Source organism: Micromonospora sp. NPDC048835, assembly GCF_040649995.1.
GTDB lineage: Bacteria > Actinomycetota > Actinomycetes > Mycobacteriales > Micromonosporaceae > Micromonospora.
The window spans coordinates 92,902-104,227 of sequence record NZ_JBEZGM010000015.1; the positions used below are offsets into that span (position 1 = coordinate 92,902).

The following is an 11,326-nucleotide window of genomic DNA, read 5'->3' on the forward strand; positions in this document are numbered from 1 at the left end:
GCCCGGCCCGGTCCTGCCCGGCCCGGTCCTGCCCGGCCCGGTCCTGCCCGGCCCGGTCCTGCCCGGCCCGGTCCTGCCCGGCCCGGTCCTGCCCGGCCCGGTCCTGCCCGGTCCGGCCCGGTCCTGCCCGGCCCCTGCCCCAGCCCGGTCCAGCCCAGCCCAGCGCAGCCCAGCGCAGCCCGGGTTGGGTTGCGAAGTGGCGCGGCGGGCTGCGGATCGGTGTGGTCGGTCCGGCCGGTACGCCCGAATCTGATGTTGAACTGGGCGAACGGGTTGCTGCGTACGATGTGGTCGTGACGCGGCAGGTGGATTCCGCAGTGGGCGGGCCGGTGGATCGGGCTGGTCTCACCACCGACGTGCTGCGCCGGATGGCCCACGTCAGTGAGGCCCTGCGACACCGGCAGGGTTCCGCGTTCGCCGAGTTGGGGCTGACGCCGGCGACCGCGCGGGCGTTGCACGAACTGGACCCGGACCATCCCCTGCCGGCTCGTGATCTCGCCGGCCAGTTGGGCTGCGACAGGTCGAACGTGACGGTGCTTGTCGACAAGCTGGAGCAGACCGGGCTGGTCGAGCGCCGCACCGACCCCGGGGACCGCCGCCAGAAGACGTTGGTGGTGACCGAGAAGGGCCGCGTCGTGCGGGCCGGGGTGATCGAGGTGATGTCCGACTCCCGACTCCTGTCCGGACTGCGCGATGAGGAGCTGAGCACCCTTCGTGACCTGCTGTGGAAGGTGTCCGACGGCGGCTGCCCGGAGTCGCTCGACACGGCGTGACCGTATCCCCGTCGGCCGTGTCCCACTGGGCGAGCAGGGCTCCCGTCGGTAATGCTGTCCGACGTGACCACCCCGCAAGATCTCGACGACCGGCTCCGGGAGACGCTGGCGGCGCTGCCTGCCGCAGAGCGACGGCGTGACCCCGCCGACCCGGTCACCGACGACGCCCCACTGACTGGCGCGCAGGTGCTGGACCTGTTCGACGCGCAGGTGACAAGTCGGCAGCTCGACCTGGCCAGCCGCTGGTTGCGAAGCTTCGGGGAGGGTTTCTACACCATCGGCTCGGCCGGGCACGAGGGCAACGCTGCGGTCGCCGCTGCGCTGCGCCCCACCGATCCGGCGCTGCTGCACTACCGCTCCGGCGCCTTCTTCTGCCTCCGTGCAGCCCAGGCCGCCGCCGACCCGGCACTGGCCGCCGCCGCCGACCCGGCACTGGCCGCCGCCGCCGACCCGGCACTGGCCGCCGCCGCCGACCCGGCACTGGCCGCCGCCGACGGGTCGGCTGACCCGCAGCTGATCACCCAACGGGCGCGGAGCAGCGACCAGGTGCCGACCGCCGGCTCCGACGAGGCGCGGATCACCGACCGAACGTTGAGCGGCGACGGGGCGGCGACCGCAGGCTCCGACGGGGTACGGATCACCGACCGGGCGTTGAGTACCGGTTCTGCGCCGTCCGCCGAGCCCGGTTCGTCCGTGGACGGTGGGCCGACCCGCGACCGCCACTCCACCGCCGATCCGCGGCTGTCCGAATCGGAGCCGTCCGGGGCGGAACAGAGTTCGGCGAGCGTGGCCGCCAACGGGTTCGCGGCGTACGCGGACGCGGCCCGGGACGTGCTGCGCGGGATGGTCGCCTCCAGCGAGGAGCCGATCGCCGGGGGCCGGCACAAGGTGTTCGGTCGCGCCGACCTGGCCATCGTGCCGACCACCTCCACGATCGCCTCGCACCTGCCGCGCGCGGTGGGGATGGGGTTGGCGGTGGAGCGGCTGCGTCGGCTGGACAGCGCCGGGCGGCGTACCGGAGCGGGGGTGCGGGTCGGTAGCGGCGCGGGCGCGGCGCACGCCCCGTGGCCGACGGACGCGATTGTGGTCTGTTCCTTCGGGGACGCCTCGGTGAACCACGCCAGCGCCACCGCCGCGTTCAACACCGCCGGGTGGTACGACCACGCGGGGCTGCGCATCCCGGTGCTCTTCGTCTGCGAGGACAACGGGTTGGGCATCAGCGTCCGCTCGCCGGAGGGCTGGGTGGAGGCGACCCTGCGGGCGAAGCCCGGTGTCCGCTACTTCAGCGCGGACGGGGCCGACCCGGTTCGGACGTACGCGGTGGCGGCCGAGGCGGCGGCCTGGGTACGCCGGAACCGAAGGCCGGCCGTGCTGCACCTGCGAACGGTACGGCTGATGGGGCACGCCGGGGCGGACGCGGAGTCGGCGTACCGCAGCCCGGCCGAGCTGGCCGCGGACCTGGACCGGGACCCGGTGGCCGCCACCGCGCGGCTGCTTGTCGACGCCGGGGTGGCGACGGGTGAGGAGTTGCTGGCCCGCTACGACGAGACCGGCTGGCAGGTGCGTCGGCTGGCCGAGGAGGTGCTCGGCGAGCTGAAGTTGGCGTCCGCGGCAGACGTGGTGTCGGCGCTGGCGCCTCGCCGTCCGGTGCGGGTGGCGCGGGCGGTGGCCGACGCCGCGGCGCGGGCCAGCGGGCCGGGGGCGGGCGCGCGGGCGGAGGCGTTCGGTGGCAAGCCGCCGGAACTGGCCGGGCCGATGACGCTTGCGCAGAGCATCAACGCCGCACTCGCTGACGGGATGCTCGACCACCCGCAGATGGCGGTCTTCGGTGAGGACGTGGCGGCCAAGGGCGGCGTGTACGGGGTGACGAAGGGGCTGCGGGACCGGTTCGGCGCGGCCCGGGTCTTCGACACCCTGCTCGACGAGACGTCGGTGCTCGGGCTGGGCCTCGGCGCGGGGCTCGCCGGGATGCTGCCGGTGCCGGAGATCCAGTATTTGGCGTACCTGCACAACGCCGAGGACCAGTTGCGCGGTGAGGCGGCCACCATGAGCTTCTTCTCGCAGGGGGCGTTCCGCAACCCGATGGTGGTGCGGGTGGCCGGTCTGGCGTACCAGGAGGGGTTCGGCGGGCACTTCCACAACGACAACTCGGTCGCCGTACTCCGGGATGTGCCCGGTCTGGTGGTCGCGGTGCCGGCGCGGCCGGACGACGCCGCGCCCATGCTGCGGACCTGCCTGGCGAGCGCGGCGGTGGACGGCAGCGTCTGCGTGTTCCTGGAGCCGATCGCGCTCTACCATACCCGCGATCTGTACACGGAGGGTGACGGAGAGTGGTTGGCCGGCTATCCGGAGCCGGGCGGGTGGGTGGCCGGGCACGTGCCGATCGGGCGTGCCCGGGTCTATCCGGTCGGCTCGGCCGACGACCTCACCATCATCACGTTCGGTAACGGGGTGCGGATGTCGCTGCGGGCTGCGGCCGTCCTCGCCGAGGAGGGGGTGGGCACCCGTGTTGTTGATCTCCGGTGGCTGGCCCCGCTGCCGGTGGCCGACATCATCCGGGAGTCCTCCGCGACCGGCCGGGTGCTGGTGGTGGACGAGACGCGCCGCTCCGGCGGGGTCGGTGAGGGCGTGATCGCCGCGCTTGTCGACGCCGGGTACGTCGGCGCGGCACGACGGGTGGCGGGAGTTGACTCGTTTGTACCATTAGGTCCGGCAGCACGTCACGTACTGGTCTCCGCGGAAGCCATTACCGACGGTGCCCGTACGCTGCTGGCACGGTAAATTCCGTTCCACCCGGTGCGCCACTTGCGCGCAGACCCACAAGTGTGTGGACTCTGCCTGACGGCGTCACACCGACGCCGCGAGCAGGGACGAGATGAGGAGGCACGCGACAGTGAGCGCGACCGCTGGTCAGGCCGCCGACGGGGTACGCAGCCTGGCGGACCGGTTCGGGATCGAACCGGGGATGGTCGTCATGGAGATGGGGTACGACGACGACGTCGACCAGGATCTCCGAGACGCCCTGACCGACCGCTGTGGAGATCTGGTCGACGAGGACACCGACGAGGTGGTCGACGCGGTGCTGGTGTGGTACCGGGACGGCGACGGTGACCTCTTCGAGCTGCTCGTCGATGCCCTCGGCCCGCTGGCCGACAACGGCGTCGTGTGGCTGCTCACCCCGAAGGCGGGGCGCGAGGGGCACGTCGAGCCGAGCGAGGTCGCGGAGTCCGCGCCCACCGCCGGCCTTCAGCAGACCTCGACCGTCAACGCCGGGCGGGACTGGAGCGGCGCACGTCTGGTGCTGCGTCGAGGGGCCAAGGCCAAGAAGTAGCCAGCGCCGCTCCGCTCACCCGACGGTCCGCCCACCGCCGGGTGGCACGCTGGTGCCGTCCCCCCACCCCGACGCCGTCGCCGGCGAGGCCGAGCAGCGAGGAGAGTTCGCATGCCCATCGAGGTTGGTGCCGAAGCGCCGGACTTCGTGCTGAAGAACCAGAACAACCAGGAGGTCCGACTCTCGGACTTCCGCGGCAGGCGCACCGTGCTGCTGATCTTCTACCCGCTCGCCTTCACCGGCACCTGCCAGGGTGAGTTGGCCGAGGTGCGAGACAACCTCGGCGAGTACGTGAACGACGACGTCCAGGTGCTGACCGTCAGCGTCGACTCGGCCTACAGCCACAAGGTCTGGGCCGACCGCGAGGGCTACCAGTTCCCGATGCTTGCCGACTTCTGGCCGCACGGCGGCGTCGCCCAGGCGTACGGGGTGTTCAACGAGGTGGCCGGCTTCGCCAACCGGGGCACCTTCGTCATCGACAGGACCGGAGTGGTTCGCTTCGCCGAGATGAACGGCCCGGGCGAGGCCCGCGACCAGCAGAGCTGGCGCAAGGCCCTCGCCGAAGCGGCCAACTGACCGGGTACGCCGTGCGCCCGGGTCGGTGGCGGGCAGGTAAGCTTGCCAGCCACCGGCCCGCCACACGGGCGATCCGGGCGCGTAGCTCAGTGGGAGAGCACCCGCCTTACAAGCGGGGGGTCGCAGGTTCGAAACCTGCCGCGCCCACCCCTTGGATCAGCATGCGAGGAGGGCCGTCGGTGATCCGGCGGCCCTCGTTGTCTCCCGGCCCCGCCCACTACGCCGGGCCGTGCTCCTGCTCACGGCTCCGTGGCTTCCGCTCGCTGTCCACCCCCGGGGCACTCCTCGGGCGGGGCGAAGGCACGGATGGTGCCGTTGTGCCGCGCAGCGTCTCCCTCGGCGGTGAGGGGTACGAGGCGTTTACAGACGGGGCACCAGCCCCGCCGGTGCGGCGGGCGCTGCGTCACCGCGCCTCCCCGGGTAGGTCGTCGCATGTCTTCGCTTGCATCAACCGAACCATGTCGCCCATCGTTGCCGACGGACGCTCGGCAGCAGGCTGGCCACGGAAGGTGCCAGATCCGCGCGCGCAGGTGATCACCCGCCTGGTCGCAGCAGCCTGATCAGGACGGTACGCAGCGCGTCGGTGGCCTCGGCCCGGGACATTCGCCCGGCGTCGACCTCCGCGCCCACGGCGTGGCCGATCTTGATGGTGATCGCGGCGAGCCACCCGGCCGGAAGTCCACTGTCGAACTCGCCGCTGGCCTGTCCACGCCGGATCACCCGGTGGATCCGATCGGCGACCGGCGCGTGGCGTTCCTCGTCGACCTGCGGGCTTGCCGGCAGTGACGCGATCTGCTGGATCAGGACCGGATACCGTCCGGCGGTCTGTGCGCCGGCTTCGAGGACGCGGAGTAGCGCGTCCGTGGCGGATCCGCGGTCCGGCTCGGCGGCGTCCATCGCGGCGACGGCCTCGTCGGTGATCCGTCGGACGACGGCCACCATCAGGTGCTCGCGGGACGGGAAGTGGGCGTAGACGGTCTGCCGGGTGACGCCGGCGGCGCCGGCGATGGCGTCAAGGCTAGCGTCGGGCTGCGCGTCGAGCAGTCGGACCGCCGCGTCGAGGATCGCACCGCTGTTGCGGCGGGCGTCGGCGCGTCGCTTCTGGTCCCCTGAACCACTCATCTCTTACACCTTGCCAAAGTTTCCGAGGATCGATATTTTACAAGCCGTAAAGATTTGCCGGATCGCGAGCCGACGGTGGTGACATGGGTGGTCTCGGTGGCATCAGTCCGAAGGAGTTCATCGCCAACTTCTTCACCTCCTTCATGCACGATCTGGTCCGCGGCGGCGAGGATCCGGCGACGGTCGTGGACCGCTATCACACGCCCGACATTGTGCAGGTTGCCGACGGCCACCTGATGGACCGCGCCAAGCTGATCGCGCACAGCCGGCCGGCGCGCAAGCACCAGACCGACGCGCGGTGGGAGGTGCACGAGGCGATCGCCGACGGGGACCGGATCGCCGCCCGCTACACCCTGCACTTCGAGACCTCCAAACGGGAGGGCAGTATGGACGTGTACTTCTTCGGGCAGTTCGCTGCCGACGGGCGGATGCGTCAGGCGCACATGCTCACCCGTCCCGTGCCGGTCAGGGCCGGCGACGAGGGGTAGCTGTCGACATGACCGTCAGCAGCTATCGCGTGATCGGTATGGCCTGCGGGCACTGCGCGGGCTTCGTCACGGAGCAGATCGAACGGATTCCCGGTGTCACCGCCGTGGCAGTGGACGTCGAAGGCGACACCGCCACGGTGACGAGCGACCGACCTCTCGACATCGCCGAGGTGCGTGCCGCCGTCGAGGAAGCCGGCTACGAAGTGCCCTGACGCCTGACCGGGGTCTCGTCCCGCCGTTCCGACCGCCGCAGCCCGACGAGGATCTCGTGGGGCATCAGGAGTTGCTGCTCAGGTTGAGCCGAAGGGCGTGCAAGGCCACCTCCTCGAACGACATGTCGAACACCTCGACGCTCACATCGTCGGCGAGGACCTCGACGAGGTCCTCGTGGCAGACCACGAGGAAGTGGCGCAGCTGCCGCCACCCTGAGGATGTCTGATCCGGAAAGGGCACCGCGTTCTGTGCCTCCAACCGGCCGGGCCACGGCGAACCCTGCACCTCGTAGAACCCGTACTCCCAGTCGGGGTCGTGGAGGGGGTGACCGGGCAACGCCTCGTCGTTCGGATAGCCGAAGAGCACCTGCGCGAAACCGACGAAGGTGGCCATCGCCACGCGGCGCGGCTCCTCGGCGACGAAGACGAGGCGGCAGCTCCGCTCGTCCGCCAGCAGCAGCTCAGCCGACCCGGCGGGCGACGGAGAAACTCCCAGGTCCAGCAGGACCGCCCGTGGCTTCACCCACGGAACCCTATTCGGGTCCACGCGGGATGGACCGACCCCGATCGGCCCGTTAGCCGTCGAGGATCTCTATTTCTCGCTGAAGCTGGCCGGGCGCTCACCCGGAGCACCGTGGGAGACGGTCGACTGGGACGCGGACCCCCGGCTGAGAATGGCACTCCGCCGCCGAGGACACCCCGGAACAGCTCCACACGCTCTGGCGAGAGGCGGTGGCCCGCTCCCGTGCCACCGTCGCCGGCCTGCTGGCCGACGCCGGACCGGAGCAGTTGGCCCGGGGTGAGTGGCCCGACGGTCGCGTACCGAGCCTGCGCCGGGTCCTCGTCGACCTCATCGAGGAGTACGCCCGGCACGTCGGTCACGCCGACCTGATCCGGGAGTCGGTGGACGGGCTCACCGGCGAGGACCCGCCCCGCTGACGGTTCACCTCAGGGTCAGGTGCAGCCGATCCAGTTTGTGTCGGGTGCCGATGGCCGTGCGGTGCTCGGGGTGCTCCACGTACTGCCGGACCGTGTTCGCGAGGAACCCGGGGCGGCGCCGCAGGGTGCGGCGACGCCGCCCGGGATCCTCAGCTGGTGAAGCCGCCGTCCACATTGACCACCGCGCCGGTCACGTAGCCGGCCTCGGGGCTGGCCAGGTGCGCGACGGTGGCGGCGATGTCGGCGGGGCGAGCGTAGCGGCCGACGGCGGTGAACCCGCTGATGGCCGCCGCGTTCGGTCCGTCCGCCGGGTTGGTGTCCGTTTCCGTCGGCCCGGGGTTGACCAGGTTGACGGTGATGTCCCGTGGTCCCAGTTCGCGGGCCAGGCCCCGGGTCAGGCCGACCAGCGCGGTCTTGCTCATCGAGTAGAGCGTCAGCCCGGGAAAGACGGCCCGCTCCCCGACGTTGCTGCCGATGCTGATAATCCGCCCGCCTTCGCCCAGGTGCCGCAGCGCCGCCTGCACCGCGACGTACGGCGCCCGGATGTTCACCGCGATCGTCCGCTCCACCTCTGCCATGCCCAGTTCGTTCACGGCGCCGACGAGGAAGACCGCCGCGTTGTTCACCAGGATGTCCAGCCGACCCAGGTCGGCGACCGTCCGGTCGACCGCGCCCCGCACGGCGCCCGGGTCGGCGCCGTCGGCCTGGACGGCCAGCGCCCGTCGGCCGAGCGCCTCGATCTGCCGCACCACTGTCGCGGCCCGCTCCGCGTCCTGTCGGTAGGTGAACGCCACGTCGGCTCCGTCCTGAGCCAGGCGCAGGGCGATGCCGGCCCCGATGCCGCGGGAACCACCGGTCACCAGGGCAACCTTGTCGTTGAGTGTCGTCATGCAAACGATCATGTGGCCGTGCCGACCTCCCCGTCTGGCGGTGATCGGACCCCTTGTTCCCACCTCCAGGTCTGATACCCGCGACCGCACCCACTCAGCCTCAAGATCTGCGCAACGTCAGGGATCGTGCTGCCTCAACGGCCGACGAGACAGCAGGATCACCGAAGTTGCGCAGATCTTGGGGGCGGGGGAGGGTGGCCTGGGGCACCGGGCGACGGGAAGGGTGATCGTGGGGCTGGGTGACATTGGCGCGGTGCTGTTCGACATGGACGGCACCCTCGTCGACTCCGACGCCGCCGTCGAGCGGGCCTGGGAGCGCTGGGCGGTCGAGTACGGGGTCGACCCGGCGGCGGCGTTGACGATCGCCCACGGCAGTCCCGCGGACCGGACAATTCGCCGCCTGCTGCCCATACTCGACGACACCACTGTCGCCGTGGCGGCGGCGCGGCAACTCGCCTTGCAGTACGACGACCTGTCCGACGTGGTGGCCACCTGCGGGGCGCACGAGGTGCTGACCGCGCTGACCCGGCTGGACCTGCCCTGGGCCGTGGTGACCAGCGCCGACAGGCGGCTGGCCGAGGCTCGGCTCGGTGCCGCCGGGATCATCGCTCCCGTGCTCGTCACCGTGGAGGACGTGCGCGTCGGCAAGCCGGATCCGGAGGGTTACCGGCGAGCCGCCGCCCTGCTGGGCGTACTCGTGACGCGGTGCCTGGTCGTCGAGGATGCCGAGGTGGGCCTGCGGGCGGGGCGGGCCGCCGGCGCGATGACCGCCGCGCTGAAAGGGCTCGATGGCGACCTGCGCCTCGACGACCTGACGCAGTTGGCGCGCCACCTCGACCCGTCGCCCACCGTGCGCTGACCGGCGAACCCGGTGGCGTACCCGGGTTGGATCTGCTGCACTCTGCACCGGCGACGACCGAGGGGAGATCCGGTGGAGTTGACGTTGACACCGATGACGGAGCAGGAACTGGCCCGATTGCTCGGGGCGCTGGAACAGGGGTACGCCGAGGACCTGGTGGCGCACCGGGGGCTGACCCCGGAGGCGGCCCTCGAGCGCTCGGTCAGCCAGATTCGGGAGTCCCTGCCAGCGGGCGCGGCGACCGAGGAGGCGCTGCTGCGGTTGGGCCGGGTGGGCGACACCGAGGTCGGCTGGATCTGGGTGATGCTGCCGGCGGCCGCCTCGCGCCAAGCCTGGATCCACAACATCGAGGTGGATCCCGCACACCGGGGACGCGGGCACGCGCGGCGGATGATCCAGCTCATTGAGGCCGAACTGGCCAGCCTCGGCGTACCCGAGCTGGGGTTGAACGTCTTCGGCACGAACACCGTGGCGATCGGCCTCTACCGGAGTCTGGGCTTTGAGGTCGTCTCGCAGCAGATGGCGAAGCCGATCGCCCCGGCGGGCTGAGCGGGCGTCGCCGGCTCGACCCCAGGACGGTCCCCTGGGCAGGACTGTTCACCTGCCCAGCGGGAAAACGGCGCGGACCGCACCTGGGGAGGAGCGACGGATGACGCACGGCGCCGGACTGACCATCGGTGTGCTCGGCTCGTACGGTGGGCGGAACCTCGGTGACGAGGCGATCCTCACCGGCCTGCTCACCGATCTTCGCACGCAGGAACCGAACGCCCGGATCATCGTCTTCTCGCGGAACCCGGAGCACACCCGGGCCGCCCACCCGGACGTCGAGGCGGTGCCCTGGGAGGGCGTGAGCCGTACCGACTCGGCCCTGGTCCTGGCCCAGCTCGACCTGCTCATCCTGGGCGGCGGGGGCATCCTCTACGACCGGGAGGCCCGCCGTTACCTGCGGGTGGTGCGGGTCGCCCAGGAGCGGGGCCTGCCGCTGATCACGTACGCGGTGGGGGTGGGGCCGCTCAGCGAGTCGGTGGACACCGGCATGGTCCGGGAGACGCTCTCCGGCGCGACCCAGGTGACCGTCCGGGACCAGGAGTCCCGGATGGTGCTGGAGGAGGCCGGGCTGCTCAACCCCATCACGGTCACCGCGGACCCGGCGTTCCTCCTGCAACCCGAGGACTTTCCGGCCCACCTGCTGGCCGAGGAGGGTGTGCCGGTCGGTCAGCGGCTGGTCGGGATCAGCGTGCGGGAGCCGGGCCGGGCCGCCGAACGCCTCGACGTGGACGGCTACCACCGGTTGCTGGCCCAGATCGGTGACTTCCTGGTGCACCGGATCGACGCGTGTGTGCTGTTCGTGCCGATGGAACGTGACGACATCCGGCACGCCCACGGGGTGCTGTCGCACATGGTCGCGGCCGACCGGGGTCGGATCCTGCACGGCACGTACTCGCCGCAGCAGGTGCTCGGGCTGATGCGCCACTTCGACCTGGCCGTGGGGATGCGCCTGCACTTCCTGATCTTCGCGGCGATGGTCGGTACGCCGTTCCTGCCCCTGCCGTACGCCGGCAAGGTCTTCGACCTGGCCCAACGGCTCGGTGTGCCGGCGCTACGCGGTGTGGAACGGGAGGTCGAGGGGCCGCTGCTGGCGGAGGTCGACCGACTCTGGGACGAGCGTGAGCAACGCGCCGAGGCCACCGCCCGACGGGTGGCGGAGGTGTGCGACCAGGCGCGGGGCACCTCGGAGGTCACCCGCGGCGTGTTGGAGAGCCTGCGCAACCAGACCCTCACCCGGGTCTGACCGGGCTGTCACACCGCCGGGCCGGTCCACCGGTAGCGCCATTCGCGGGACTCCTCGCGGGCGGTCTCCAACTCGTAGATCTGCGCGTCGGCCAGGCCGCCGGAGCCGAGGTGGTGGTAAGTCAGCGGTGGGCGGCCGTTGCTGTCCAGTTCGACGGTGATGGTCTGCCCGTCCGCCGTGCCGCCGACGAGAAGGATCCGCACGGATGAAGCCATGCGCCCATCCTGCCCGTCGCAGCGCCAGCCCGCAGCGGATAGCGGGGCAGCGGGGGATCAAAGGTGCACTCGTTGCAATACGTCAGCACAAATTGCACGATCGCGCAGGGGCGGCGGCGGGTGCGCTGG

General features: G+C 71.6%; 14 protein-coding genes, 1 tRNA gene and 1 pseudogene. 12 read left to right on the top strand and 4 right to left on the bottom strand.

The features are described 5' to 3' along the window. From AB0C15_RS19540 to AB0C15_RS19565, 6 genes and pseudogenes are all read left to right on the top strand, one after another. Positions 1-253: pseudogene (locus AB0C15_RS19540) on the top strand (hypothetical protein); the annotation flags it as partial. A 115-nt stretch (positions 254-368) separates the two neighbouring features. Continuing rightward, positions 369-773, top strand: a complete 405-nt coding sequence (locus AB0C15_RS19545; protein ID WP_357353952.1) for a MarR family winged helix-turn-helix transcriptional regulator — start codon at positions 369-371, stop codon at positions 771-773. 51 nt (positions 774-824) lie between these two features. Continuing rightward, the gene (locus AB0C15_RS19550; protein WP_357353803.1) at positions 825-3,554 is read left to right on the top strand and encodes a thiamine pyrophosphate-dependent enzyme; all 2,730 of its coding nucleotides are present in this window, start codon (positions 825-827) and stop codon (positions 3,552-3,554) included. Positions 3,555-3,666: 112 nt separating this feature from the next. Further along, positions 3,667-4,104 (top strand): DUF3052 domain-containing protein, encoded by a 438-nt coding sequence (locus tag AB0C15_RS19555; RefSeq protein ID WP_030330240.1) that lies wholly within the window; start codon positions 3,667-3,669, stop codon positions 4,102-4,104. Positions 4,105-4,215: 111 nt separating this feature from the next. Beyond that, positions 4,216-4,680, top strand: a complete 465-nt coding sequence (locus AB0C15_RS19560; protein WP_357353805.1) for a peroxiredoxin — start codon at positions 4,216-4,218, stop codon at positions 4,678-4,680. 75 nt (positions 4,681-4,755) lie between these two features. After that, a tRNA-Val gene (locus AB0C15_RS19565) sits at positions 4,756-4,827 on the top strand. A gap of 387 nt (positions 4,828-5,214) precedes the next feature. Here the strand turns inward: AB0C15_RS19565 and AB0C15_RS19570 are convergent. After that, complete coding sequence (locus tag AB0C15_RS19570; protein ID WP_357353807.1) at positions 5,215-5,802, bottom strand: TetR/AcrR family transcriptional regulator; 588 nt, start codon at positions 5,800-5,802, stop codon at positions 5,215-5,217. A gap of 83 nt (positions 5,803-5,885) precedes the next feature. Between AB0C15_RS19570 and AB0C15_RS19575 the strand changes: the two genes are divergently transcribed. Further along, positions 5,886-6,290, top strand: coding sequence for a nuclear transport factor 2 family protein (locus AB0C15_RS19575; RefSeq protein WP_357353809.1), 405 nt, complete (start codon positions 5,886-5,888; stop codon positions 6,288-6,290). Positions 6,291-6,298: 8 nt separating this feature from the next. Then, positions 6,299-6,502 carry a heavy-metal-associated domain-containing protein gene (locus AB0C15_RS19580; RefSeq protein ID WP_357353811.1) on the top strand — a complete coding sequence of 68 codons (204 nt, stop codon included), beginning with the start codon at positions 6,299-6,301 and terminating at the stop codon, positions 6,500-6,502. Positions 6,503-6,566: 64 nt separating this feature from the next. On the opposite strand, the gene AB0C15_RS19585 is transcribed toward AB0C15_RS19580, so the two are convergent. Beyond that, positions 6,567-7,025: a hypothetical protein gene (locus tag AB0C15_RS19585; RefSeq protein ID WP_357353813.1), complete on the bottom strand. Its 459-nt coding sequence runs from the start codon at positions 7,023-7,025 to the stop codon at positions 6,567-6,569. A 209-nt stretch (positions 7,026-7,234) separates the two neighbouring features. Between AB0C15_RS19585 and AB0C15_RS19590 the strand changes: the two genes are divergently transcribed. Then, positions 7,235-7,441 carry a DUF664 domain-containing protein gene (locus tag AB0C15_RS19590; protein ID WP_357353815.1) on the top strand — a complete coding sequence of 69 codons (207 nt, stop codon included), beginning with the start codon at positions 7,235-7,237 and terminating at the stop codon, positions 7,439-7,441. Positions 7,442-7,590: 149 nt separating this feature from the next. Here AB0C15_RS19590 and AB0C15_RS19595 read toward each other — a convergent pair whose 3' ends face one another. Next, complete coding sequence (locus AB0C15_RS19595) at positions 7,591-8,331, bottom strand: 3-oxoacyl-ACP reductase family protein (RefSeq protein ID WP_357353817.1); 741 nt, start codon at positions 8,329-8,331, stop codon at positions 7,591-7,593. Between the two features lie 253 nt (positions 8,332-8,584). Here AB0C15_RS19595 and AB0C15_RS19600 point away from each other — a divergent pair, with 253 nt between their 5' ends. From AB0C15_RS19600 to AB0C15_RS19610, 3 genes are all read left to right on the top strand, one after another. Then, a complete protein-coding gene (locus tag AB0C15_RS19600; protein WP_357353819.1) occupies positions 8,585-9,190 on the top strand; it encodes an HAD-IA family hydrolase in 606 nt (201 codons plus the stop codon). 93 nt (positions 9,191-9,283) lie between these two features. Continuing rightward, positions 9,284-9,739 carry a GNAT family N-acetyltransferase gene (locus tag AB0C15_RS19605; protein ID WP_357353821.1) on the top strand — a complete coding sequence of 152 codons (456 nt, stop codon included), beginning with the start codon at positions 9,284-9,286 and terminating at the stop codon, positions 9,737-9,739. A gap of 100 nt (positions 9,740-9,839) precedes the next feature. Then, the gene (locus AB0C15_RS19610; RefSeq protein WP_357353823.1) at positions 9,840-10,982 is read left to right on the top strand and encodes a polysaccharide pyruvyl transferase family protein; all 1,143 of its coding nucleotides are present in this window, start codon (positions 9,840-9,842) and stop codon (positions 10,980-10,982) included. An 8-nt stretch (positions 10,983-10,990) separates the two neighbouring features. On the opposite strand, the gene AB0C15_RS19615 is transcribed toward AB0C15_RS19610, so the two are convergent. Then, the gene (locus AB0C15_RS19615) at positions 10,991-11,197 is read right to left on the bottom strand and encodes a hypothetical protein (RefSeq protein WP_357353825.1); all 207 of its coding nucleotides are present in this window, start codon (positions 11,195-11,197) and stop codon (positions 10,991-10,993) included. Between the last annotated feature and the right edge of the window lie 129 nt (positions 11,198-11,326).

Coding starts and splice junctions, on each gene's coding strand:
- AB0C15_RS19545 (WP_357353952.1), top strand. CDS start 369: ATGGCCCACGTCAGTGAGGCCCTGCGACACCGGCAGGGTTCCGCGTTC.
- AB0C15_RS19550 (WP_357353803.1), top strand. CDS start 825: ATGCTGTCCGACGTGACCACCCCGCAAGATCTCGACGACCGGCTCCGG.
- AB0C15_RS19560 (WP_357353805.1), top strand. CDS start 4,216: ATGCCCATCGAGGTTGGTGCCGAAGCGCCGGACTTCGTGCTGAAGAAC.
- AB0C15_RS19570 (WP_357353807.1), bottom strand. CDS start 5,802: ATGAGTGGTTCAGGGGACCAGAAGCGACGCGCCGACGCCCGCCGCAAC.
- AB0C15_RS19575 (WP_357353809.1), top strand. CDS start 5,886: ATGGGTGGTCTCGGTGGCATCAGTCCGAAGGAGTTCATCGCCAACTTC.
- AB0C15_RS19580 (WP_357353811.1), top strand. CDS start 6,299: ATGACCGTCAGCAGCTATCGCGTGATCGGTATGGCCTGCGGGCACTGC.
- AB0C15_RS19595 (WP_357353817.1), bottom strand. CDS start 8,331: ATGACGACACTCAACGACAAGGTTGCCCTGGTGACCGGTGGTTCCCGC.
- AB0C15_RS19605 (WP_357353821.1), top strand. CDS start 9,284: ATGACGGAGCAGGAACTGGCCCGATTGCTCGGGGCGCTGGAACAGGGG.
- AB0C15_RS19610 (WP_357353823.1), top strand. CDS start 9,840: ATGACGCACGGCGCCGGACTGACCATCGGTGTGCTCGGCTCGTACGGT.
- AB0C15_RS19615 (WP_357353825.1), bottom strand. CDS start 11,197: ATGGCTTCATCCGTGCGGATCCTTCTCGTCGGCGGCACGGCGGACGGG.